25 protein-coding genes are annotated in these 23,140 nt (G+C 47.5%); 1 reads left to right on the top strand and 24 read right to left on the bottom strand.

Going from position 1 to position 23,140, the window contains the following annotated elements:
• Window positions 1-26: 26 nt before the first annotated feature.
• From trpA to mtrB, 19 genes are all read right to left on the bottom strand, one after another.
• Complete coding sequence (gene trpA / locus A6049_RS22385) at window positions 27-833, bottom strand: tryptophan synthase subunit alpha (protein WP_063566777.1); 807 nt, start codon at window positions 831-833, stop codon at window positions 27-29.
• Window positions 830-2,029 (bottom strand): tryptophan synthase subunit beta, encoded by a 1,200-nt coding sequence (gene trpB / locus A6049_RS22380; RefSeq protein WP_063566776.1) that lies wholly within the window; start codon window positions 2,027-2,029, stop codon window positions 830-832. The genes trpA and trpB overlap by 4 nt, the downstream gene beginning before the upstream one ends.
• On the bottom strand, window positions 2,026-2,763 hold the full coding sequence (locus A6049_RS22375) for a phosphoribosylanthranilate isomerase (protein ID WP_072733417.1): 738 nt from the start codon (window positions 2,761-2,763) through the stop codon (window positions 2,026-2,028). The genes trpB and A6049_RS22375 overlap by 4 nt, the downstream gene beginning before the upstream one ends.
• Window positions 2,760-3,551: an indole-3-glycerol phosphate synthase TrpC gene (trpC, locus tag A6049_RS22370; RefSeq protein WP_063566775.1), complete on the bottom strand. Its 792-nt coding sequence runs from the start codon at window positions 3,549-3,551 to the stop codon at window positions 2,760-2,762. Before trpC ends, A6049_RS22375 begins: the two co-directional genes overlap by 4 nt.
• On the bottom strand, window positions 3,541-4,563 hold the full coding sequence (gene trpD, locus A6049_RS22365; protein ID WP_371121629.1) for an anthranilate phosphoribosyltransferase: 1,023 nt from the start codon (window positions 4,561-4,563) through the stop codon (window positions 3,541-3,543). The genes trpC and trpD overlap by 11 nt, the downstream gene beginning before the upstream one ends.
• 86 nt (window positions 4,564-4,649) lie before the next feature.
• Window positions 4,650-6,221, bottom strand: coding sequence for an anthranilate synthase component I (gene trpE / locus A6049_RS22360; RefSeq protein WP_063566774.1), 1,572 nt, complete (start codon window positions 6,219-6,221; stop codon window positions 4,650-4,652).
• A gap of 488 nt (window positions 6,222-6,709) precedes the next feature.
• Complete coding sequence (locus A6049_RS33385) at window positions 6,710-6,871, bottom strand: hypothetical protein (protein WP_170867816.1); 162 nt, start codon at window positions 6,869-6,871, stop codon at window positions 6,710-6,712.
• A 49-nt stretch (window positions 6,872-6,920) separates the two neighbouring features.
• On the bottom strand, window positions 6,921-7,298 hold the full coding sequence (gene aroH / locus A6049_RS22355) for a chorismate mutase (RefSeq protein WP_063566773.1): 378 nt from the start codon (window positions 7,296-7,298) through the stop codon (window positions 6,921-6,923).
• A 5-nt stretch (window positions 7,299-7,303) separates the two neighbouring features.
• Entirely contained in the window at window positions 7,304-8,398 is a 1,095-nt protein-coding gene (gene aroB / locus A6049_RS22350; RefSeq protein ID WP_063566772.1) for a 3-dehydroquinate synthase, read from the bottom strand.
• A 1-nt stretch (window position 8,399) separates the two neighbouring features.
• Window positions 8,400-9,569 (bottom strand): chorismate synthase, encoded by a 1,170-nt coding sequence (gene aroC / locus A6049_RS22345; protein ID WP_063566771.1) that lies wholly within the window; start codon window positions 9,567-9,569, stop codon window positions 8,400-8,402.
• 250 nt (window positions 9,570-9,819) lie between these two features.
• The gene (locus A6049_RS22340; protein ID WP_063566770.1) at window positions 9,820-10,614 is read right to left on the bottom strand and encodes a CheR family methyltransferase; all 795 of its coding nucleotides are present in this window, start codon (window positions 10,612-10,614) and stop codon (window positions 9,820-9,822) included.
• 25 nt (window positions 10,615-10,639) lie between these two features.
• On the bottom strand, window positions 10,640-11,083 hold the full coding sequence (ndk, locus tag A6049_RS22335; protein WP_063566769.1) for a nucleoside-diphosphate kinase: 444 nt from the start codon (window positions 11,081-11,083) through the stop codon (window positions 10,640-10,642).
• A 189-nt stretch (window positions 11,084-11,272) separates the two neighbouring features.
• On the bottom strand, window positions 11,273-12,247 hold the full coding sequence (locus A6049_RS22330; protein WP_063566768.1) for a polyprenyl synthetase family protein: 975 nt from the start codon (window positions 12,245-12,247) through the stop codon (window positions 11,273-11,275).
• Between the two features lie 339 nt (window positions 12,248-12,586).
• A complete protein-coding gene (locus A6049_RS22325; protein WP_063566767.1) occupies window positions 12,587-13,204 on the bottom strand; it encodes a UbiX family flavin prenyltransferase in 618 nt (205 codons plus the stop codon).
• Between the two features lie 2 nt (window positions 13,205-13,206).
• Window positions 13,207-14,073: a UbiA-like polyprenyltransferase gene (locus A6049_RS22320; protein WP_063566766.1), complete on the bottom strand. Its 867-nt coding sequence runs from the start codon at window positions 14,071-14,073 to the stop codon at window positions 13,207-13,209.
• Window positions 14,066-14,794, bottom strand: coding sequence for a demethylmenaquinone methyltransferase (locus A6049_RS22315; protein ID WP_053780684.1), 729 nt, complete (start codon window positions 14,792-14,794; stop codon window positions 14,066-14,068). The genes A6049_RS22320 and A6049_RS22315 overlap by 8 nt, the downstream gene beginning before the upstream one ends.
• Window positions 14,795-14,808: 14 nt before the next feature.
• Window positions 14,809-15,672: a heptaprenyl diphosphate synthase component 1 gene (locus tag A6049_RS22310; protein ID WP_063566765.1), complete on the bottom strand. Its 864-nt coding sequence runs from the start codon at window positions 15,670-15,672 to the stop codon at window positions 14,809-14,811.
• Window positions 15,673-15,773: 101 nt separating this feature from the next.
• The gene (locus tag A6049_RS22305; RefSeq protein ID WP_063566764.1) at window positions 15,774-16,325 is read right to left on the bottom strand and encodes a hypothetical protein; all 552 of its coding nucleotides are present in this window, start codon (window positions 16,323-16,325) and stop codon (window positions 15,774-15,776) included.
• 98 nt (window positions 16,326-16,423) lie between these two features.
• Entirely contained in the window at window positions 16,424-16,645 is a 222-nt protein-coding gene (gene mtrB, locus A6049_RS22300; protein ID WP_024630669.1) for a trp RNA-binding attenuation protein MtrB, read from the bottom strand.
• Window positions 16,646-16,792: 147 nt separating this feature from the next.
• On the opposite strand from mtrB, the gene A6049_RS33380 reads away from it, so the two are divergent.
• Window positions 16,793-16,954: a hypothetical protein gene (locus tag A6049_RS33380; RefSeq protein WP_161490627.1), complete on the top strand. Its 162-nt coding sequence runs from the start codon at window positions 16,793-16,795 to the stop codon at window positions 16,952-16,954.
• Window positions 16,955-17,020: 66 nt separating this feature from the next.
• Here the strand turns inward: A6049_RS33380 and A6049_RS22295 are convergent, their stop codons facing one another.
• The 5 genes from A6049_RS22295 to spoIVA form a co-directional block, all read right to left on the bottom strand.
• Window positions 17,021-17,293, bottom strand: a complete 273-nt coding sequence (locus A6049_RS22295; RefSeq protein WP_024630670.1) for an HU family DNA-binding protein — start codon at window positions 17,291-17,293, stop codon at window positions 17,021-17,023.
• A gap of 220 nt (window positions 17,294-17,513) precedes the next feature.
• A complete protein-coding gene (locus A6049_RS22290; RefSeq protein WP_063566763.1) occupies window positions 17,514-18,500 on the bottom strand; it encodes an ABC transporter permease in 987 nt (328 codons plus the stop codon).
• Window positions 18,497-20,014 carry a sugar ABC transporter ATP-binding protein gene (locus tag A6049_RS22285; protein WP_063566762.1) on the bottom strand — a complete coding sequence of 506 codons (1,518 nt, stop codon included), beginning with the start codon at window positions 20,012-20,014 and terminating at the stop codon, window positions 18,497-18,499. The genes A6049_RS22290 and A6049_RS22285 overlap by 4 nt, the downstream gene beginning before the upstream one ends.
• Window positions 20,015-20,123: 109 nt before the next feature.
• Window positions 20,124-21,221: a sugar ABC transporter substrate-binding protein gene (locus tag A6049_RS22280; protein WP_063566761.1), complete on the bottom strand. Its 1,098-nt coding sequence runs from the start codon at window positions 21,219-21,221 to the stop codon at window positions 20,124-20,126.
• Between the two features lie 219 nt (window positions 21,222-21,440).
• Window positions 21,441-22,919, bottom strand: a complete 1,479-nt coding sequence (gene spoIVA, locus A6049_RS22275; protein WP_024630674.1) for a stage IV sporulation protein A — start codon at window positions 22,917-22,919, stop codon at window positions 21,441-21,443.
• Window positions 22,920-23,140: the final 221 nt, after the last annotated feature.

Raw genomic sequence — 23,140 nt, 5'->3', positions numbered from 1 at the left:
CCCGGGGATGTAACATCATTTAATCCCTATCCTTTTAATTGTGCCACAAAGTTGCGAATTTGCAACAGTCCCGCCTGACGCGTATCCGGGTTTCCAAGAAGAGGTATAGCTTCTTCCACCTGACGAACGATAGCACTACCAACAACAACACCATCACAGATGCGGGAGAAACGAGCTACCTGCTCGTGACTGGAAATGCCGAAGCCAACAGCGACAGGAATATCTGTCAGGCTCTTTACAGTTTCAATGAAGCTCTCTACCCCATCGAAAAAGGAAGCTCTCTCTCCCGTGACACCCAGAGAAGAGACACAATAGATGAAACCACGTGCTCCCGTGACAATACGCTCGATTCTCGCGTTGGACGTAGGGGCTACAAGCGGAACCAAATGCACACCTGCAGCATCCGCACGGCGTCGCATATCCTCGGCTTCCTCAATCGGAAGATCCGGGATGATCATGCCGCTGATCTCATGTTTGACCAACTCGTCAAAAAATACATCCAATCCCGTCTGTAATACTGGATTATAGTAGGTGAACAGGACAAAAGGCATTTTCACACCCTCCGCACGCGCTCTTGCTGCTGTCTCCATACAAGTCCGAATCGTGATCTGACTTTTCAATGCACGCTCGGAAGCTCGCTGGATTACCGGTCCATCTGCGAGCGGATCAGAATAGGGAACACCGAGTTCCAAAATGTCTGCCCCCGCCTGTTCCAATTCCTTAATGATTTCCACCGTGGTGTCCACATCTGGATCTCCAACCGTAAGGAATGGAATAAGTGCTGTCCGGTTCTGTTCTTTCAATTGTTGGAAGGTCTGGTCCATCAGGTTCATGCCAAGTCCCCTCCTGTGTATTTCATAATGGATTCAACGTCTTTGTCACCACGACCGGAAAGACAGATCACAACAATATCATCAGCGCTGAGTTCAGGCGCAAGCTTGACAACCTGCGCAACAGCATGAGCTGACTCCAAAGCGGGAATAATGCCTTCTGTTCGGCTCAGCAACTGCAAGGCATCCAATGCCTCCTGGTCCGTAATCGGAACATATTTTGCACGTTTAATATCTTTGAGATAGGAATGCTCGGGACCAACACCCGGATAATCAAGTCCCGCTGAAATGGAATGAGCTGGCTGAACCTGTCCATATTCATCTTGCAGTAAATAACTCATCGAACCCTGGAATACACCGTGTGTCCCTTTGCTCATCGTAGCCGCATGGAACTCGGTGTCCACCCCTTTACCTGCTGCTTCAACTCCAACAAGCTTCACATCCTGATCGCCAATAAACGGATAGAACATACCGATTGCATTACTTCCGCCTCCTACAGCTGCAACAATCACATCTGGCAACCGTCCTTCAATCTCCTGAATCTGGCGCCGTGTCTCATCACCGATCACTCGCTGGAAGTTACGTACCATCATTGGATACGGATGAGGACCGACTACCGATCCAAGCACGTAGAAGGTATCTTCCACATTACTAACCCAGTAGCGGAGCGCCTCGTTTCCTGCATCTTTCAATGTGCGCGTGCCAGATGTCACCGGAATGACTTCCGCCCCAAGCAGCTTCATCCGAAATACGTTCAACTGTTGCCGTTGCGTATCTTCTTCACCCATAAACACTTTACATTCAAGCCCCAGCAATGCAGCAACTGTTGCGGTGGCAACGCCATGCTGTCCTGCACCTGTTTCGGCGATGACTTTCTTTTTTCCCATCCGCTTAGCCAGCAATCCCTGTCCAATAGCGTTATTGATCTTGTGCGCTCCCGTATGGTTCAGGTCTTCACGTTTCAGATAAATTTTAGGTCCACCCAAGCGGCGGGATAATTGCTCTGCATGGTATAAAGGTGTTTCCCGGCCAGAATACTCGCTTAACAGGTAATTCAGTTCCTTGTTGAATTCCTCGTCTTCAGAGAAGTGGCTATACGCTTCCTCCAGTTCGATCAGAGCGTTCATTAGTGTCTCAGGTACAAAGCGGCCTCCGAAGGGACCGAAACGCCCGTGTTGATCCGGCAATTGATGTGTCATGCCTGCTTCACCCTTTCTACAAATGCTGTAATTTTCGCAATATCCTTCACACCTTCGGACTCTACGCCGCTGGATACATCGACGCCGTCCGGTGCATATGTCTGTATCAGTTGTTGCACATTATCCGGCTGTAAACCTCCTGCCACGAACAACGCGATTCCATGTTTTCTTGCCCACTCGGCGTAGAAAGGAATTCGTTCCCAGGCAAAGGTTTTACCGGAGCCCCCTCCATAGAGCGGGTCAAACGTATCGAGCAATATGGCGTCCACCACATTTTTATATGGATCAAGTGCCAATAAGGCAGTATCGTCAGCTAATGAACCTGTTTCATCCTTGGGAAAAGAGAAAGCCTTGAACACTTCGGTACCGAAGTGCTGCTTCACCTGTTCACAAAATTCCGGCGATTCCTGTCCATGCAGCTGAATGACATCCAGGCCTGAAATCTGCATGATGCTTTCCAGCTCTTCGAGCGTAGGATTCACGAAAACACCCGCCAGCTTCGGCCGATCAAACATCGTCCAGTCCAAGAGAACCGTTCTTAGCTCGGCACCCTGTTCAGGCGTAATACGGCGACGGGATGGGGCAAAAACAACACCAACGTAATCCACAGGCAAGTTTATCATCGATTTTAGCACTTCAACGTCCTGAAGTCCACATATTTTTACAGCCGCTGCCGGCCGGGTTCGCAGATCCACGTCTCTGCTGTTTGTGCCGTCATGATTGAATGCATTCATGCTTTTGGTCCCATCAGTTCATATACCGCTGCCTCAACATCGTCCTTACGCATCAGATGCTCCCCAACAAGGATACCATGCACACCTGCCTCAATAAGAGATTCCAGTGGCTGAGGGCCGTCAATTCCACTTTCACTGATTAATGTGACACCATCCGGAATCAAGTTCATCAAATCCAACGTGGTGTTGAGACTGGTTTCGAACGTTTTCAGATTGCGGTTGTTGATGCCCACAAGCGTTGCCTGCGGAATATCGAGTACTTGCTCCAGTTCAGCACGGTCATGTACTTCAATTAATGCATCAAGGCCCAGACTTTTGGCAAACGTCAGATATTGACGCATCTGTTCGGGTGTCAGAATACTCGCAATCAGCAAAACGGCATCCGCGCCAAGCAGCCTTGCCTCGGCAATCTGTCGTTCATCTATAATAAAATCTTTGCGCAGTAGCGGTATGTTCACAGCTTCATGAATGGCCTGCAAGTATTCGCTATTTCCCTGGAAATAAGAAACGTCGGTCAATACGGATATACAATCCGCTCCTGCCCGTTCGTATGCGGAAGCAATTTCTACTGGATGAAAATCAGGACGAATCAGTCCTTTGGACGGAGAAGCCTTCTTCACTTCGGCAATGAGACCCAGCTTACGGTTACGTCTCTCTGATAGAGCACGTTCGAATCCACGAGTATTGGGTAATGCCTCTATCTTTTTCAGCGCATCGTCCATCTGAAATGTTTGTGCCAGAACTTCAACTTCTTTATGTTTGGTTGCTACGATTCGATCAAGATACATGACTGTACGCCTCCGTTGTATGAATTAACTGTTCCAGCTTCCCGGCAGCCTTGCCGGAGTCTACAGCGTCTGTCGCCATCAACACACCTTCTGCAATGGTATTTGCTAGACCGGATACATAGATGCACGCCCCGGCATTCAACAGAACGACATCGCGGTATGCGCTCCGTTCTCCCTGGAAGATCCTTTTAATAATTTCGGCGTTCTGAGCCGCATCTCCTCCAAGAACCGATTCCAGCGGATGTAACGATAATCCCATATCACGTGGATCAATGTCATACGTATGCACTTCACCATTACGCAGCTCGGATACCTGGGTAGGTGCGGAGATGCTGATTTCATCCAGTCCATCATGACTCGCTACAACCAAAGCTCTTTTCAGCCCCAGACGATTCAGCACTTCAGCGATCATCGGTGTCCGGCTGCGGTCATATAAACCAAGCAATTGTCGATCCGCTCCCGCAGGATTGGTTAGAGGTCCGAGCATGTTAAAGATCGTACGCACACCCAGCTCTTTTCTTGGCGCAGCAGCATGTTTCATTGAAGGGTGGTACACCTGAGCAAAACAAAAACAGATTCCGATCTCATCGAGACATTGTCTCGCCTGCTCTCCGTCCAGATGAATATTCACGCCCAATGCTTCAAGTACATCCGCACTGCCCGCCTTGCCTGAGGCAGAGCGATTTCCATGCTTCGCCACCCGGACAGAGACTGCTGAAGCAATGATCGCCGATGCTGTTGAAATGTTGAACTTATGAATACCTGAACCACCTGTTCCACAGGTGTCCAGCAGTCCATTGCCGTCGGTCAGGATCCGTCCGCCCTGTCCACGCATGGCTTCGGCAAACCCCGTGATTTCATCCACCGTTTCCCCCTTCATCCGCAAGCCCATAAGCAAACCTCCGATTTGAGCCGGAGTGGCCTCACCTCTCATGATGGAGTACATCAAGTCACGCGCTTCCGCCTGCTCCAGATGGCTGCCCTCCAAAATTTTGGCAAGGCCATTCTTCATTCCTTCCGCATGACTAACTTTAGTTACAAATCGCTCTGATTCTTCATTCATGACTGGGTTCATATTCATTTCCGGTCTCTCCTCTCTCAGTTTTGTGCAGCCGTGGCTGGGGTAACAAAATAATCGGCGTTGGCAAGTTTCAAGGTGTGATCCTTCTCTTTGGCAGGAAACATCGCTTCTGCTGTACGAATCGCCTTAAGTAACGCTTTGGCTTTATTTACTGTTTCTTCATATTCATTCTCAGGCACCGAATCCCATACGATTCCGGCTCCAGCCTGCACATAAGCTTTTCCCTTTTTGAAAATAATCGTTCGGATTGTAATACAGGAGTCCATGTTGCCCGAGAAACCAAGATAACCGATAGCACCTGCATAAGCACCCCGTGCTTCTTTTTCCAGTTCCGCGATAATCTCCATCGCACGTAGCTTCGGCGCACCGGATACCGTACCCGCCGGCAAACACGAAAGAAATGCATCAAAGAAATCCTTGTCTTCTCTAAGCTCACCTGTAACGTTGGACACCATGTGCATGACGTGGGAATATCGTTCAATTTCCATGAACATGTCACATTTCACACTTCCAAAGTTAGACACACGTCCCAGATCATTACGTCCCAGATCAACAAGCATCAGATGTTCCGCACGTTCCTTCTCGTCCTGCAGCAGATCTGCCGCCAATGCACGATCTTCTGCTTCCGTAGCTCCTCTTGGACGTGTACCCGCAATCGGCCGTGTTTCTACGCGGTTTCCATCCACTTTTACCAACGCTTCCGGTGAAGTCCCCACAATAATTTCATCGTCCATCTTCAGATAATACATGTAGGGTGATGGATTCAACGTTCGAAGCACGCGATATACATGCAGCGGAGATACTTCGGTATCAATGTGGAAACGTTGGGATAATACCACTTGAAAAATATCTCCTGCCCGAATGTACTCTTTGGCCTGCTCTACATTCCCGATAAACTGTTCCTTCGTGAGATTGGATCGAATATCCCCCAGTTCCACGTCTCCTGGGATGGAACGCGGGTTCAAGTTCTCCCCTGGTCCTTGCTGCTGCAAGCGTTCAGCCGCCTGTTCCAGCTTCTCAGAAGTTAAAGCATAAGCTTGACGGATATCATCATCCGTTGCACCGTCCTTCACGTGCACATTGCCCACAAGCAGCATCTGCTGCTTCACATGGTCAAACACGATAATCTGGTCGCAGAACATGAAGCGAATATCATCCATTTTCAGATCATCCAGCGCGTGGGCCGGAAGCTTCTCATAATATTGCAGCAGATCGTATCCAAAGAAACCGATGGCCCCGCCTGTAAATGGCGGCAGTTCATCATCCTTCGGACTGCGATACTTACGCAGCAGAGCTTTGAGTTCTTCAATCGGCTTGCCTGGCAGTTCTCGAATCTGGCCCGCTTCTTCTACCACGATCCGGCCTTTTTTGGCGGAGATCATCAGGAACGGATCTGTACCGATGAAGGAATATCTCGCCCATTGAATTCCACCCTCCACACTTTCCAGCAGAAATGCCCGGTCGTTGTCAGCATAACGGCGGAAAATCCGAATCGGGGTCTCCATGTCTGCCAGAATCCGTTTGACTACCGGAATCAGATTATATTCATTCGACATTTTCAGTACTTGATTAACGTTTGGCGTTATCATCAGATCACGTCCTTTCAGATTTATATAAGTTCAACTAAAGAGGTTTACACTGAGCACTCCGATGACAGAACAACCTTCCGATCGCTGTTATCCCCAGATTTTTTGATTCCCTTTCTAAAGGGAAAATCCGGTGATAAAGGCGAACGCTCCGCTTCTTCAGGTTATTTCTGTCCTCTCCGTTTTTGTGTAAAAAGTTTAGTTGAACCTATATGGGTAGAAGAAACAATTCAATATACAACAAAAAAACCTCTACCATCAGGTAGAGGTTTGGTTATAAGCTGTTTCAACAGGTTGGTGCTTCATAAATAACAAGTCCCTATACATGCATACTTACCGAATTATCACACAGGCTGTTGTATGGATGTAATACAAATCCATCAAATAAAAAGGAAATGTACCGGCATACACTGATTCTCACCCATAGCACTCATTCTTTCATGAAATGCAAGAGGATATCGGTCGTGTTATACCTAAACAAAACGATGTCGCTAGACACGTTTGCATTCCTTCATCCTGTTTCTAATAATTCCGTAGCTCGACGTACCGCGAATCAGTTGACCGGCTTCTGTTACTCCGGTTACCACCCGCTGGACTCTGCTATATACTCCACTCATCTCAGCTGCTCTCAGCTCAATCTCTACTCTACTCAACTGGTTCTCACTATACATCATTCAGAATGATTTGACAACCACTCTAATCTTACGAATTGGAAGGTGCCGCCAAATCGGGACGCAGAGACTGTGCACCGTTAAGATACACATGGTTGATTTCATTCTGACCTTTTGCAGTGTTAACATGTACCATAAAACGGATGCACTGTGGCAAGGCACCTGCAACCGGAACTTCCAGCGCACACATCAAAGGTACAAGCTCCCAGCCATCCAACTGGCGAATTGCCTTTGCTGGGAAAGCTGCATCCAGATCTCCAGTCATCGTAATCCACACACTGCAAATATCTTCGGGTTGAATCTCGTTACGATCCACGATTTCCTGCAATAGTACAGCCGTTTCTTTCAAAATATGTTCTTCGTTATTATGCGTGACCGTAGTAGCCCCGCGAATTCCCCGAGTAACCATCACTTTTAATCTCCCTTCTTGAGCATTTCAATGACGTCGCGTACTGCCGATACCGGTACATCCTTCACAATTCTGGCAGCGCCGATCCGGTCAGGAATAATGAAGACCATATGGCCCTCACGGAACTTTTTGTCGTGCATCATTGCATCCATTAATGCATCCGTATCCAAATGTTTTGGCATCGTCACCGGCAGGCGCAATGAACGCAACATGCGAACCGTATCGTCATAGAGTCCTGCTGGGGCTCCCAACTTTTCGCCGAGCAATGCCGAACCCGCCATACCAATCGAGATGGCTTCACCATGCAGAAATTCGCCGTAACCGGCAATCGCTTCAATGGCATGACCAATCGTATGACCCAGGTTTAACAATGCACGTTCTCCATTTTCACGTTCGTCACGCGATACAATCTCTGCCTTGATACCACAGCCTCGTTCCAAGCCATATCCCAAAGCCTCCGGATCAAGGGCAAGCAGTTCATCCGCATGCTCCTCACACCAGTATGCAAAAGCTTCGTCCCGAATCAGTCCGTGCTTCAGCATCTCTGACAAACCAGCAGAGACATCGCGTGGCGGCAAGGTTTGAAGAGTATCCACATCATAGAGCACCAGCTCTGGCTGATGGAATGCACCGATCATATTTTTAGCCAGCGGATGATTGACAGCTACTTTGCCGCCAACACTGCTGTCATGCGCCAGGATCGTCGTAGGCACCTGTACAAACTTGATTCCACGCATATATGTAGCAGCAACAAAACCAGCCAGATCCCCTACTACACCGCCGCCTAAAGCAACAATTGCCGAACTGCGATCCAGTTTGCCTTCGATGGCGGCCGTCATCATAGCCTGATATACCGAAAGGGATTTCGATGTTTCACCAGATGGAACAACTGCGGAGACGACTGTAAAACCAGCCGTACGCAGTGTTTGTTCCAGATCGGACAAGTATTTGGGTGCCACATGATCATCAGTAATAATGAGTAAGGGGCTTTTTTTGGTTAAGCCATATTGCTCAAAATATTGAGGCGCTTGAGCCAACAGGCCGCTGCCAATCAGGATTGGATATGAGCGCTCCTCCAACTGCACTGTCAGCTGGCGCATCTTAGTAATTCTCCAGTTGATTATTGTAGTTGGCAAAGTTCGCGCGGATTTCCTCCATGGAGTCTCCGCCAAATTTCTCAAGGAAAGCTTTTGCAATTTCCCAGGCTACCACATGCTCCATTACTACACTAGCTGCCGGAACAGCACATGCATCAGAACGCTCAACCTGAGCTGTAAATGCTTCTTTTGTATCGATATCCACACTTTGAAGCGGTTTGTACAACGTAGGAATAGGTTTCATAACCCCACGTACCACTACTGGCATACCGTTAGTCATTCCGCCCTCGAATCCGCCCAAACGGTTGGTAGCTCGGTGGTAACCACGCTCTTCACTATGCACGATTTCATCATGCACCTGAGAACCACGAATCGTTCCGGCTTCGAACCCGATACCAATTTCCACACCTTTGAATGCGTTAATGGACATCACGCCCTGAGCAATCCTTGCATCCAGTTTGCGGTCATACTGTACATGGCTACCAAGACCCACAGGCACACCTTCAACGATACATTCCACGATTCCACCGATGGAGTCGCCTTCCTGCTTGATCTGGTCGATGTAAGCTTCCATCTTCTTCTCGGTTTCTGCATCAGTTACACGTACGGAAGAAGCTTCTGTCACTTCGATCAGTTCATCAATCGGCAGATCTTGATAAGGAGCTTCGATTTCTCCGATACGCAACACACGTCCAGCTACTTTGATTCCGAATTCAGCAAGGAATTGACGTGCAATAGCACCACATGCTACACGTACCGTTGTCTCACGCGCACTGGAACGCTCCAGCACATTACGCAAATCTTTTAGGTTATATTTGAGCCCGCCATTCAAATCAGCATGTCCCGGACGTGGACGATGAACGCGACGTTTCTCTTCGTCACTGCCTTCAATCGGCTCAATATTCATAATATTCTGCCAGTGTTTCCAGTCATTATTTTGAACAACCAACGCTACAGGAGCACCTGTTGTATATCCGTGACGAATACCACCAACGAAATTGGCCTGATCCTTCTCAATTTGCATGCGACGTCCACGGCCATATCCCTTTTGGCGGCGGTGAAGCTGAAAATTCAGCTCTTCAAAGTCAATATTCAGATTGCTTGGCAATCCTTCAATAATTGCGGTTAATTGGGGTCCGTGCGTCTCCCCTGCGGTTAAATAGCGTAAACTCATAATACGTTCCCCCTTTAAACTGTTAAACTTCACATTGCTAAAATCCCATAATTTCTTTGCTTATTATAGTATAGCTGACCGGCTTTGACAAGAAAACCGGTCGTTTCTTGTCCTAAACTGGATTGGACTAGATTGACAATTGATTGAGATGTCAACGACTGTGAGAAGTATCCATTCATTCATTCATTATGCAAATAACCGCCTGGACACATATACATGTGCACGCCAGACGGTTATGAAATAATTGAAATTATTTTTTGCGATAAAAGAATGTTTCCGCAGTTTCCAGACCATATTGCCCCGGGGAAAAAATCTGTTCCGTACTGCCCACGAACAAAATACCACCTGGACGCAAACTTGTTGCAAACTTGTGATACAACAGGTTTTTGGCTTCCTCGGTAAAATAGATCATGACATTGCGGCACACAATCAGATCATATCCTTCGTCAAAACGATCGAGTAACAGATTTTGCTTCATGAACTTGACTGAACTTTTCAGTTGTTCATCAATACGGTACACCAAGCCATCCTGCTTGAAGTATCGATTTGCTGTTTCCTTGGGTACATCTTTGAGCGAGCGTTCCATATAACGCCCTTCCTTGGCTTTAGCGAGAGCTCCTTCGTCCAAGTCACTTGCCGTAATGGAGCTTCCCTTAAGAATGCCCATCGTGTCCAGAATCATCGCCAAAGTGTAAGGTTCTTCGCCTGTGGAACAAGCGGCACTCCACACTTTAACGCCACGCTTCGGACCCAGCAACTCAGGCAGGATTTCATCCCGCAGTACTTCCCAGCGATTGGGGTTACGCCAAAATTCCGAGACGTTAATGGTCATGCGATCCAGAAACTCATAAAACAGAGACTTGTCCTTCTGCATGGCATCAAAAAAGATAGAAAACGTATGAAATCCGTTTTTGTTACGAAGTGTGGTCAGCCTTCTTTTCATCTGGCCTTCCTTGTATTGAGCAAGATCAATGCCTGTGCTCTCTTTGATTTTCCGAATAAATCCGGTGTAATCCTGGTCTAGTAGTTGTTCCTGCTCCAGCATCGTATCACCCTTCTGGCTAAAAAAATTACAACCAGGCTGCGATGCTCTTGTCGTACGTTACCAGCTCATCCGGAGTAAAGAAGTTCGCTGCTTCACGAGTGGCGCTTTCCGGTGAATCCGCCCCATGAATCAGATTATGCGGTGTGTGGCTGGCGAAATCTCCGCGAATTGTACCCGGAGCCGCTTCCTTCACATTGGTTTTCCCGATTACGATGCGCGCAAGCGCCACGATGTCGTCACCTTCCCAGACCATAGCAAATACAGGTCCAGATGTGATAAAACGAACCAGATCATCGAAGAACGGTTTCCCCTCATGTTCAGCATAATGGCGCTTGGCCTGATCTTCAGACATCTGCACCAGCTTGCCTGCCACCAACTTAAATCCTTTGTCTTCCAGACGGCTAACGATACGCCCTATCAAACCACGCTGCACACCATCCGGCTTCACCATCAAAAATGTACGATCCATAGGCTCACTCCTCACTCACGGTTCAAAGTTATTTCATTATGTAAACGCAATCCCTTTGATTGTAACATACATGTCCAAATCCTCCCAATGAGGAATATCACATCAATGTTATTTTTTGAGTGAGACAGCTACACGAGGAACTGAATTCATGAAAAGATGCCCGTCCATAGCAGTCTATGTTCAAACATATTAATGCGTACGTTTGACCACAAAATGAGCGATATCACGCAAGTTTTTGGTGGTCTTGATGTTAGGCAGTTGATCCAGAGCATCGAGCGCTTTCTTCATATATCGGTCAGCCAGGGCTTCTGCTTTAGCAATTCCTTGACTTTGGCGAATCATTCCAATTGCATCGGATGCACTCGCCCGTCCCTCCTCGTGCTGAACGCGGGCTATCTCCTTCAGCAAAGGTTCACGCAAATTAGGTTCCTGCAATGCATACAGTACAGGCAGCGTAATATTCCCCTGCTTCATATCACTGCCTGGAGGCTTGCCGAGTTGCTTTTCGGTGCCAACCAGATCAAGTACATCGTCTTGAATCTGGAACGCCATACCCACGTTGTAACCGTAGGTGTACAGCAACGAAGATACATGTTCCGGCGCACGAGTAGCAAGCGCCCCCAGCTGGCAGCTGACAGCAATAAGAAGCGCCGTTTTGCGACGAATTCGCAAGAGATAGTTACGTACACTTTGTCCCGTGTTGAAAAAGTCCCGAATTTGCTCCATTTCACCAATGGACATCTGAACCATCGCTTTGGCCAGAATACGGTGTATAGCCGGATCGGACAGGCCCGCAGTCATTTCAAGCGCCTTGCCGTAAATGTAATCTCCGGTGTACATGGCAATCCGATTATCCCATTTGGACTTCACCGTTGGTTTACCTCTCCGTGTCGCCGCATTATCAATAACATCATCGTGAACCAGAGAAGCCGAATGAATCAGTTCCAACGGAACCGCTACCAGCTTCAGACGTTCAATGTCGTATGTACCAAATTTCCCACCGAGTAACACAAATACCGGACGCAAACGCTTACCCCCTGCCTTGAGCAGGTGAAGTGACGTTTCGCTTAGCAGTTTCTGTTCTCCCTGAACACTGCGATACAGCTCTTTTTCAATGTAGTCCATGTCTTTTTTTAACAACCCGAAAATATCCAATAGTTTCATTCGTTCACCCGTGTCAGCGTATTGTCAGTCCATAAATCCATGCTTACCTTCCCCTCCAGCAAGTCGGGCCTGCAGGCATAACGAAAAACCAGGGCTTGCCTTTCCTGCTTGTGTTCTTCTGAGACGTACTAATCTTCTTCGAATGTCAAGGCCGACATCCGGGAATTAAACTCTGCGACTTGTTCTGAAACATAAGTACAGAAGTTGCCGGAGCATGGGTCAAGGCTGTGGTTCCATCCAAACATCACCATCAGCGCTCACCAATACCCCGGGATTGGGGGACAGCAAATTGCCCCTGCAATTCGGTCAGCAGATTCAAAATTGCAGGAAGCTCAGAAGCTATCCCCGTTCATCCGGTTCTCCCCACCTGGTAAACAGTTGATGCGGGATGCGCAGACTATCGAGCACTTTACCCACTAGAAACAGAATCAACTCGTCCATCGTTTGGGGTTTGTAATAAAAAGCAGGCATGGCCGGTATCATGCGGACACCAAGCCGTGAGAGTTTCAGCATGTTTTCCAGATGAATTGCATGCAGTGGCGTCTCACGTGGCACCAGAATCAGCGTTCTTCCCTCTTTCATCATGACATCAGCAGCCCGGGACATCAGATTGTCCGATGACCCTTGTGCAATGGATGAAAGAGTACCCATGGAGCATGGCATTATAATCATGCCTTCTGCCAGGAAAGAACCACTCGCGATGGAGGCACCAATATCACTAACGGGATGATAGATTAGGGAACCCGCACGACCGCCAAATTTTTCTTCCAGCACACGGTCCCGATTCGTAACATCCCAGTCCATTTCTTCTTTTAATACACGCCACCCGGCATTGGAGATCACCAGATGCACAGTGTATTCCAGATCAAGCAGCGTTTCAATTAATCTGATGCCATATATACTTCCACTGGCCCCGGTAATTCCGACAACAAGTCGTTTATTGTCCGGCTGCTGCATCTTTATTTCACCGCCAAATCAATCAGGGTAAACGTAAATACCACTAAACTCAGCACACTGTTCATCGTAAAGAATGCTGTTTGTACACGGCTCATGTCATTTGGCGATACAATATAGTGTTCATAGAAGAGGATACCATAAGTTATCAGCATTCCGGCTCCATACCACCAGCTCAGATCGGTCAACAATAACAAAGCAAGAAAACCGATTGCTGTAATCACGTGGAAGAACTTTGCGATCTGCAATGATTTGTTAAGACCAAAACGGGAAGGTATGGAATGAAGGCCCTCGCCCTGATCAAAATCCAGATCCTGACATGCATAGATGATATCGAACCCTGCAGTCCAGAACACAATCGTAACGTACAGCACAATCGCTGTCCAATCCATCGTACCCGTTACTGCTACCCAACCCCCAAGTGGAGCCAGACCAATGGTCATACCGAGCACTACGTGGCACAACCAGGTGAAACGTTTGGTATATGAATACAAAACCAGCATAAATACAGCTATCGGCAACAGCTGCATGGATAACACGTTAAGGTTGGATGAGGCCCAGAACAAGAGCACAAATGATACTATGATAAAAATAACGACCTCACCGTTTTTCAACAAACCGGCCGGAATTGCTCTCATCGCGGTACGTGGATTTTTCTTGTCTATGGCCTGGTCAATCATGCGGTTCAAGCCAAAAGCAGCACTTCTTGCACCAATCATAGCCAGTAATACCCACATAATCTGCATCCAGGTCGGGAATGTATCATTCACTACCATGGAACCGAGGATGGCTCCCATAAATGCAAAAGGTAAAGCGAAAAGCGTATGTTCAATTTTGATCATTTCTAAAAAGATGCGAATTTTCCTAAACATGCTGATTCTCCTTGGTTCCAATATGCAGTGCCGCGACGCCTCCGGTTAGAGGGTAGGCCTGCACTTGCTGCAATCCAGTTTCAGCGAAAATGTCGGCCAGTTCCTTCCTTCCTGGAAAAAGTGCAAGTGAGTCGGGCAGCCATTTATACTGCTCATAACGTTTGGCAAACAATTTGGCAAGATTGGGTAATACTTGTTCAAAATAAAAATAATAAATACCTTTAAACGGTTGCCATGTCGGCTTGGACAATTCCAGACACACCACCATGCCACCCGGTTTCACTACACGCTTCATCTCCGACAGAACCTGTCTAAGATCCGGTACATTGCGCAGTCCAAATCCAATCGTTACATAATCGAATGAATTGTCTTCAAAGGGAAGTGACATTGCATTGCCCTGTACCAACGTAATTTGTTTTTGCCGATTTACAGCGTCAACTTTGGTTTGTCCAACCTCCAACATGTTGCTGCTGAAATCCAGTCCATGCATGTGACCTGTTTCACTTGCTTCAGCCATCGCAAGCGTCCAATCACATGTGCCGCAGCACAAATCAAGACCGGTATCGCCTTTGGACATATTCATTTTCTTCATCGTAAATTTGCGCCAAGCCTTGTGTCTGCGGAAACTCAGGATATCATTCATGACGTCATATTTACCTGCTATACTCTGAAAAACAGAATGGACAAATTCTTCTTTAGGTTTGGTCTCTCCGCTCCCCATTCGTTGTCTCCCCCTCAATCTTCCCTTACTGCCGCATGTGAAGGCTGCAAATACGTCAAGTAAGGCTCCAGGATTGCATCAATTTCTTGCAGGCCCAGTTGATCTTCCTCGTCTTGCAGCAACAGTTGTATACGGTGTGTACACTCACGAAGCTTGTCCAGCAAAAACTCGCCGATTCGATACTTATGCACCATACCACTCCATGCTCTTGTATCAGGCTCCGGCTGACGCAGCGTATTGCGCTCGTCGTCATTGCCATACTCGTAAATATGCCAGAAAGCATAACTGTGATAAAAGTTCTGTTCGTCATTCATCCGATGCAGCTCTTCCATAATTGCCTCGCAGTAGCTGAATTCGGCCAACAGGTCGTTCCATAGTGATGCTTCGTTATCGCGGATCATGCCTGTAAAAGAAAGAAACAGCTGCATCTTCAGCTGTACTGTTTCACGCAAGTATTCTTCAGCCGAAACGAGAAGCTTTTTCATCCGTTCATACAGCGTCATCTTGCGTGCATTCACTTCGGATACAGCACCACTAAGTTTACCGATCATTTCAATTTTGCCTGCATGGGCAAGCAACTGATAGAAACGGCTACTGAAATAATCCCCGGCAAGCACGTTCAGCTGGCGTGAACGCATCTCCAGTTCTCTACGCTCTCCGGATATCGTATCGATTCGATCATGCGTATCCATGGCCAACTGAACGAGCGAGGTTGCGAGAGCGTATAGCTCATCATGAACCTTTTCGTCTGTGCGGCCCACAAATACCTGCAGCAGACGAGCCCGGCTATCCGGAAATGATGGGATTTCCGTATGTTGTCGAATCATGTCGTAATCCGTATATTTCTTTGCTAGTTGGGGTACGCGATATGAATTCATTCTCAGCCTCCGAGCCTTTGCATTGTTAAACCATTTCTGCACTACAATCTTATATATTATAGCATATGTTTATCGGGCACGCACTGAATCATGCTATTCTATTACCCCGGACTTGACATTTCGAATTGCTTCTTCCAAAGTTCGGTCTCCATCATGTGAAACCAGTCCTTCAATTCGTCCGAGAGGATCGGACTATTCCAGTCTCGAAGCGTTTCGATCGCGTACATTGGCCATTCCCCACGCCGAAAATCGGCAGCGAGCAACAAATGTCTTTTGTGAAGCCATTCATCCTCTGCCATAACACGCAGCATCACCTGTTCCACGTTATCCAGACTTCGAAATCCTAGATCTGCCACAGCAGCCATATTACCATAGATTTCGGTGTAACTTGTGCTGGTTCCGGTAACCTTTAGATCAAGCGTCAAAATGGATCGTTTCCACTCCACCCTGGCAATGGGTGTCGATAATTTCATGGTGCTCAGCACGTCCACCAGATTGTCTTCTGTTAGCTGGACGGGATGCTGCGCCGCAGAAACGGGTTGTACGTTTTCACCGCCCAAGGTACGCATATGTAAGGTTTGTATGGCAACAAGCAGAAGGACCGCCGCAACCGTTGCCAGCAGTGAAGCAGTCACGATCATCCGCGGTTTCATAAATGCCTCCCTGCCCTTACCTATTAGTGTAGTCTGTCCGGTAAAGGCTCATACCTCATTGTACAATGAAAAAAAGCAGGCTATGCCTGCAATTTTCATTATTCCGACTGAATTTGTCCATGCTTGGTGATCAGCGTGGCTTTTCCACGGATTTTAATGGCGGAAGTATGATTGGTAAATTGGGCAAACATGACTTCTCCCTTATCCAGCTTCTCCGTATGGTGGAAGCGGGTATCCTGACCTCGGGTTAAGCCGATCACCTGAACACCGTTCTCCTCCGCCTTAATTACGATATAATCACTGCCGGTTGGATGATCCATCACGCACATCCCCTCTCCTAGTTCAATAGCGTTAATGATGATAAATATTGTTTCATTTGTCAACCAGCCCTTATGTGAATGGAGCGCAATAATCTGTTACTCCCAGGTCATACTACAAGTGATCCAGCCACAGAAAGGAGAGTCTCTATGAAGTACATTCCCGCAGCACTGACAGACGAGCATATTCACCAGTTAAAAGAAACTGAACAGCATCTGTCCGCAGCTACTGGAGAAGAACTGATTCTGATTGCCTATGCGCAGCAACCGGATGAGCCGGAGTCGCTAGACGGCAGGAAGAAAAATGATTAAAGGACAAAAGAAAAGGCCGTGAACAAGTCACGGTCTTTTTGTCGACATATGGAATATGTAGAAATCTTATTTAATTCCGTCTTTGAGCGCTTTACCTGGTTTGAATGCAGGAATTTTGCTCGCAGGAATTTCGATTTCTTCACCTGTTTGCGGGTTGCGTCCTTTACGTGCAGAGCGCTCGCGAACTTCGAAGTTCCCAAAACCAACCAATTGTACTTTGTCTCCGCTTTGAAGAGCCTCAGAGATTGCTTCGAATACGGCATCAACCGCTTTCGTTACATCCTTTTTGGACAATTCAGTAGCTTCGGACACGTGTGTAATCAAGTCTGATTTGTTCATTTGTTTTTTCACCTCCTGAATCAATGTCCTGAATGTTATACTGTGTTTCCGTTTTATAGCGAAATATACGTTCATACACAAAAAATCTACGTACATCTTGAGCGTGATGAACAGAAATCTCGGCCTGCGGTCAACAGTCATTTCCGGCAGAATGTCGCCTGAAACAAAGGTTGTTTCAGACGCCGAACAAATTTTATACTAATACAGACAGCACACAATTTCAAGTGCGGTTGCGGTTTAACACGTAAAATGTAACCGCCAGGGCAAGCACGAGCACCCCACCTTTTACAATATCATGCGTGAAATATTGAACATTCATCATAGTCAAACCGTTCACCAGTACACCAATCAGAACCGAACCAATGAATGTTCCGATCACGTTTGGTTTACCTGCACCAAATACGGAGAATCCGACAAATACCGCGGCTACGGATTCCATTAACAACGGAGAACCCGCATCAATTTGCCCTGAACCTACTTTGGATGCATAGATAATACCGCCGATTGCAGCAAACACTCCAGCAGCTACATAAGCGAGTGTACGCACCTTTTTCACCTTGATACCGGATAGGCGTGCCGCTTCTTCATTGCCCCCCGTAACGTACATCTGGCGCCCATACTTCGTATACGTCAAAAAGATATGCACACCGATAACCGCAATGAGCAATAGAATGACCGAAATCGGCATTCCCAGCCATTTTCCCTGCCCAAGCTGCAGAAATGTGGGGTCCATCTCTCCGGCAGCCTTGCTTCCGTCCGGAAACTGCATATGGTTATAGATCGTGTACCCTTGAGCATACGTTTTGTGAATTCCACCGATAATGTACATCGTGGCAAGTGTAGCGAGTAGATCCGGGATACGCAGTTTCACAATTAGCAAGGAATTAAGCCAACCAATCACAGCACCAATAATCAGTGGGACGATAATGACAACTGCCAGCGGCTGCTGATACCAAATCATTAATGAAGCGGTAACGACAGTAGTCAGCGAGACGGTCGCCCCCACCGAAAGATCAAATCCATCAACAATGAGAGATAAGGTAACACCAATCGCCACAAATGTCACGATAGAGATTGAACCCAAAATATCGGTCAAGTTACTGTACGTGAAGAAATAAGGCAATTTAATACCGAAAAATGCTATAACACCAATAATAACGATAATTGCGCCATAACGGAACGCGAAATCTAATGATTTATCCTTCATGCTTCCACCTCTTGTCCACCGCTTGCGTAGTATAGCAGCTGTTCTTGATTGGTCTCGCCCCGTTTGAATTCCTTTACAATCGTCCCTTCACACATGACTGCAATCCGATCACCAATGCCCAATCCTTCATCCAGTTCACACGTGAAATAGATAACAGCTTTACCCGCCAAAGCCAGTTCGTTAATGATGCGAAAAATGTCACTTTTGGCGCCGATATCCACACCTTTTGTCGGCTCATCAAAGATAAAGACGTCTGCGTCGGCATTCAGCCATTTGCCAATGGCCACCTTTTGTTGATTGCCACCGCTTAAATACTTCACTTCCTGTCGCACTGACGATGTTTTGATACCGAGTTGCTGCACTAAAGATTCCGCATTCTCACGCTCTCGCTTTCGACTTACAAAACCTAATCTACTAAGACGTCCAAGCAAAGGCAGGCTCAAATTCCGCTCCACGTTTTCCTCAATCAAAATCCCCTGTTTCCGCCGTTCCTCAGGCACGGAGACAATTCCCAGAGCAGCAGCATCAGCAGGTTGGGAAAGACGAAGTTCACGATTGTTAAGCCGAATCTCTCCACTCTCCAACCGATCTGCACCAATCAACAAGCGGGAACATTCCGTTTTCCCCGCACCTACAAGCCCTACTACAGCAAGCACTTCGCCTCGACGAACAGATAGGTCCACACCCTTGACTCGGACTCCACGCCGAAGTCCTCTTGCTTCCAGCAACACTTCTCCTACCGGTGCTTCTGTCTTGGGAAACTCTTCCTCAAACGGTTTTCCGAGCATCTGTGTCACCAGATCATTGATCGTAAGCTTTTTTGCCTCACCCGTGAACACATGTTGTCCATCTCTCATCACGGTGACGCGGTCACAGTGACTTGTAACTTCAGGAAGACGGTGAGTAATAAAAATACATGCCACTCCGCGTTCTTTCAACAAATGTACAATTCGGAAAAAAGCATCCGTTTCTTCCTGGCTCAGCGGTGCAGTTGGTTCATCAAAAATAATGACCTTGGCATCCTGAATCAGGATACGTGCGAGCAGAATCATCTGCTTCTCCGCGAGCGTCAGGTCGGCTACTTTTTTGTGAACGGATATAGCCGCTCCTAATTGCTGCAAAGCTTCAGCCGCACGCTGTTGCAGTTTCCGCGGGCTTTTCCACCAACCTCCACTCGGCGACGCTAATTGATCCAGCATAATGTTCTCGGCAGCTGTCAATTGGGGAACCAGCGCAGCATCCACCTCTTGATACACACAGTGAATACCACTCGCTTTGGCATCGCCTGGTGAATTCAGATGAAGCGTTTGCCCACTTAATTGGATAGTACCCTGATCCAGTTGATAGGCACCAGATAGAATTTTCATCAATGTGCTCTTGCCGGCACCATTCGCACCTAGCAGCGCATGAATTTCTCCGCCTTTCACGGAGAACTCCACGTCTTTCAGTGCAGGAATGCCTGCAAACTGCTTGTGGATATGTTCCATTTGAAGCAGAATCGGTGCAGTACTCATGACGCCAACCTCCAATCGCTCCCCTCCGGGAGTGTCACTATTCTCATGTAGTTATATTCCATCATGGTTGGAAAAAGCGCGCCTTGCGGCGCGCCTCCGTTACGCTGTTTTATTTAGCAGTAACTCCGTATTCCGACATCCATTCCTTGATTCCCTGTGTACTACCTCCCCAACCCTCAACATACTCGGACAGCTCTGAAGTGGAGATTTGTTTGTCAGGCAGCGCATCGCGCTGTACATAAACCGGGTTGAGAACCACTTGATCCTCTGTATCATCCCCGTTCAGCTTCTGGTATGCATAACGGACTTGTACACGTCCAATGTCTGTTGGATCAACCGCTGCGGAAGCTACCCAAGGGTTTTTCGGATCTTGGATCATCTGTAAATCTTCATCACTCATATCAATACCATATACCTTGATCTCGTCACGTCCTGCTTGCTGAATGGCACGCGCTGCACCTTTGGCGAACTCATCCCATGCAGTCCATACCGCTGTGATTTCACCTTTTGGATATTGTTTCAGAATCGCTTCCATTTTGGCTTGTGTATCCAGCGCCGGGTTCTGAGCTGAACCAAACGTTGCAATCTCCTTAATGTCCGGGTTCTCTTTCAGGAACTTGCCATAAGCAACCTGACGACGTTCCATTGGTGCAAAGCCGGCAACCCATACTTTTACGATATTGCCTTGTCCGTTGATATCTTTTTTCATTTGCTCCAGCGTAAGTTCAGCCATCTTTTGATCATCCTGGGACAACACTGTTGCTCCCGGAACACTAATGTCTGCATCGAACACAACAACCGGAATGTTTTGTTTTACTGCCTTTTTCACGCCCGGCGTCAGCAAGGAATCCCCATGATCCGTTAGAATGGCATCGAATTTCTGGTTAATTGCGCTATCGAGCAACGATACCATTTTGGCTTTATCATTATCGGCGACAAACGTAGTCAATTGTCCACCGAATTTTTCGATTTCTTCTTTAACCCCTTGCACATATTGCTGTGAGAACGTACCTGTGTTAAATTCCATGATCAGTGCAATTCGTTTTCCACTGAGTGGGCCTGTTACTGCTTCGGTTTGAGGCTTGTCCTCTGCTGCGCCGGAAGCTGTAGTTGAAGCAGGCTCTTTTTTAATTCCGCAAGCGGACAGCGCCAATGTAAATACAAGCAACACACTCAACCATACCCATTTTGTATTTTTACTTCTCATCTCTTTCTCCCCCTGTTCACACTCTCTCTGTGATCTCGATCACAATAGTTGAATATTAATATAACGGCTAATCCCTAGTATGTAAATGGGTTTTAGTAATTTAAAGCTAAAACTCGCTAAGTTTTTATTCGAAACTAAAGTATCTTATCCAGTTCATCCAGAATCATGAAAATAAAACAAGAAAAAGACCGCGAGGGGTACCCCTACGGCCTTTTGGACTTACAGAATTATAGCGATTAATCCACCGGAACCTTCGTTAATAATACGTCCCAGCGTCTCTTGCAATTTGTATCGTGCGTTGTCTGGCATCATCGCAATTTTACCCTGAATGCCTTCTCTCACGATGGAATGCAGTGAACGACCGAACATATCTGAATCCCATACCTTGATCGGATCGTTCTCGAAGTCCTGCATCAAGTACCTCACCAGTTCCTCACTCTGTTTTTCCGTTCCGATAATCGGTGCAAACTCCGATTCCACATCGACCCGGATCATGTGAATGGATGGTGCAGTTGCTTTCAGGCGGACGCCGAATTTGGTACCCTGCCGGATGAGTTCAGGTTCATCCAATGCCATTTCGGCGAGGGATGGAGCCGCGATGCCGTAGCCAGTCGTTTTGACCATCTCCAGCGCCTCAGCGAAGCGATCGTACTCCCTCTTCGCATGGGAGAATTCCTGCATCAATTGCAGCAGATGATCTTTGCCTCGAATTTCAATACCAACAACTTCCACGAGGATCTGATCATATAATTCATCCGGTGCATACAGATCGATTTCTGCTACACCCTGCCCCATGTTCATGCCGCTCAGACCGGCTCGGTCGATGAATTCGTATTCCATGAACTGAGCAACAACTCGATCCACATCACGCAGCCTGCGAATATCCTTAACCGTGTCGCGAACGGAATTTTCATAGTTGCTGCGCAGCCAGTGGTTTTCATTCAGCACCATCACCCAGCTCGGCAAATTCACATTCACTTCATGTACAGGGAACTCATACAGCACTTCGCGAAGCACACCTGTGACATCATCTTCTGTCATTGTAGCTGCACTGAGTGTCATAACCGGAATGTCATACTTGGCAGCAAGCTCACTGCGCAACTGCAGCGCTTCTTCACTGCGAGGGCGAGTCGAGTTGATCACCAGTACAAACGGTTTGCCTACTTCCTTCAGTTCGGCTATAACGCGTTCCTCTGATTCCACATAGGAACTCCGGGCAATCTCAGCGATCGTGCCGTCTGTTGTAACCACCACACCCAGTGTGGAATGCTCCTGAATGACTTTGCGTGTGCCAATTTCGGCGGCTTCCTGGAAAGGAATTGGTTCTTCAAACCAAGGCGTGGAGATCATGCGTGGTCCATTCTCATCCTCGTATCCCTTGGCTCCTTCCACTGCGTAGCCTACGCAATCCACAAGGCGCACATTGACATCAAGTCCCTCGGCGACCTTGATTTGAACCGCATTATTCGGTACGAATTTTGGCTCCGTAGTCATGATTGTTTTGCCAGCTGCGCTCTGTGGCAGTTCATCCACTGCCCGCGCACGGTCTGCCTCATTTGTAATGTTCGGCAAGACGATTGTTTCCATGAAACGTTTGATAAATGTTGATTTCCCCGTCCGGACTGCGCCGACAACCCCGAGATAAATATCCCCTCCGGTCCGCTCGGCAATGTCCTTAAAAATGTCCACTTTCTCCAATGAAATCCCTCCCTAAATTACTCCGAAGGAAAAATGCTAAAGAGCATCCGCTTCGTTTTTTCAATCAGAAGACTGAAATCCCTGCAACGGTAGAGCCGCCTTTGTGAGTGCCCGGAAGTCGTCCGCCGCCGAACGTTGCATTCTGATGAAATCGGCGAGAGCGGCGTTAACTCGTACATGCAATTGGACTAGTATCATCTTATGTATCCGTATGCAGCATT

It is taken from the genome of Paenibacillus sp. O199 (assembly GCF_001636635.1).
Lineage (GTDB): Bacteria > Bacillota > Bacilli > Paenibacillales > Paenibacillaceae > Paenibacillus > Paenibacillus marchantiae.
Note: the sequence above shows the minus strand (reverse complement) of the source record. Positions and strands in the feature narration are given on the sequence as shown.

Coding starts and splice junctions, on each gene's coding strand:
- trpA (WP_063566777.1), bottom strand. CDS start 833: ATGAACCTGATGGACCAGACCTTCCAACAATTGAAAGAACAGAACCGG.
- trpB (WP_063566776.1), bottom strand. CDS start 2,029: ATGACACATCAATTGCCGGATCAACACGGGCGTTTCGGTCCCTTCGGA.
- A6049_RS22375 (WP_072733417.1), bottom strand. CDS start 2,763: ATGAATGCATTCAATCATGACGGCACAAACAGCAGAGACGTGGATCTG.
- trpC (WP_063566775.1), bottom strand. CDS start 3,551: ATGTATCTTGATCGAATCGTAGCAACCAAACATAAAGAAGTTGAAGTT.
- trpD (WP_371121629.1), bottom strand. CDS start 4,563: ATGAAGAATGGCCTTGCCAAAATTTTGGAGGGCAGCCATCTGGAGCAG.
- trpE (WP_063566774.1), bottom strand. CDS start 6,221: ATGATAACGCCAAACGTTAATCAAGTACTGAAAATGTCGAATGAATAT.
- aroH (WP_063566773.1), bottom strand. CDS start 7,298: ATGGTTACTCGGGGAATTCGCGGGGCTACTACGGTCACGCATAATAAC.
- aroB (WP_063566772.1), bottom strand. CDS start 8,398: ATGCGCCAGCTGACAGTGCAGTTGGAGGAGCGCTCATATCCAATCCTG.
- aroC (WP_063566771.1), bottom strand. CDS start 9,569: ATGAGTTTACGCTATTTAACCGCAGGGGAGACGCACGGACCCCAATTA.
- A6049_RS22340 (WP_063566770.1), bottom strand. CDS start 10,614: ATGCTGGAGCAGGAACAACTACTAGACCAGGATTACACCGGATTTATT.
- ndk (WP_063566769.1), bottom strand. CDS start 11,083: ATGGATCGTACATTTTTGATGGTGAAGCCGGATGGTGTGCAGCGTGGT.
- A6049_RS22330 (WP_063566768.1), bottom strand. CDS start 12,247: ATGAAACTATTGGATATTTTCGGGTTGTTAAAAAAAGACATGGACTAC.
- A6049_RS22325 (WP_063566767.1), bottom strand. CDS start 13,204: ATGCAGCAGCCGGACAATAAACGACTTGTTGTCGGAATTACCGGGGCC.
- A6049_RS22320 (WP_063566766.1), bottom strand. CDS start 14,073: ATGTTTAGGAAAATTCGCATCTTTTTAGAAATGATCAAAATTGAACAT.
- A6049_RS22315 (WP_053780684.1), bottom strand. CDS start 14,794: ATGGGGAGCGGAGAGACCAAACCTAAAGAAGAATTTGTCCATTCTGTT.
- A6049_RS22310 (WP_063566765.1), bottom strand. CDS start 15,672: ATGAATTCATATCGCGTACCCCAACTAGCAAAGAAATATACGGATTAC.
- A6049_RS22305 (WP_063566764.1), bottom strand. CDS start 16,325: ATGAAACCGCGGATGATCGTGACTGCTTCACTGCTGGCAACGGTTGCG.
- mtrB (WP_024630669.1), bottom strand. CDS start 16,645: ATGGATCATCCAACCGGCAGTGATTATATCGTAATTAAGGCGGAGGAG.
- A6049_RS33380 (WP_161490627.1), top strand. CDS start 16,793: ATGAAGTACATTCCCGCAGCACTGACAGACGAGCATATTCACCAGTTA.
- A6049_RS22295 (WP_024630670.1), bottom strand. CDS start 17,293: ATGAACAAATCAGACTTGATTACACACGTGTCCGAAGCTACTGAATTG.
- A6049_RS22290 (WP_063566763.1), bottom strand. CDS start 18,500: ATGAAGGATAAATCATTAGATTTCGCGTTCCGTTATGGCGCAATTATC.
- A6049_RS22285 (WP_063566762.1), bottom strand. CDS start 20,014: ATGAGTACTGCACCGATTCTGCTTCAAATGGAACATATCCACAAGCAG.
- A6049_RS22280 (WP_063566761.1), bottom strand. CDS start 21,221: ATGAGAAGTAAAAATACAAAATGGGTATGGTTGAGTGTGTTGCTTGTA.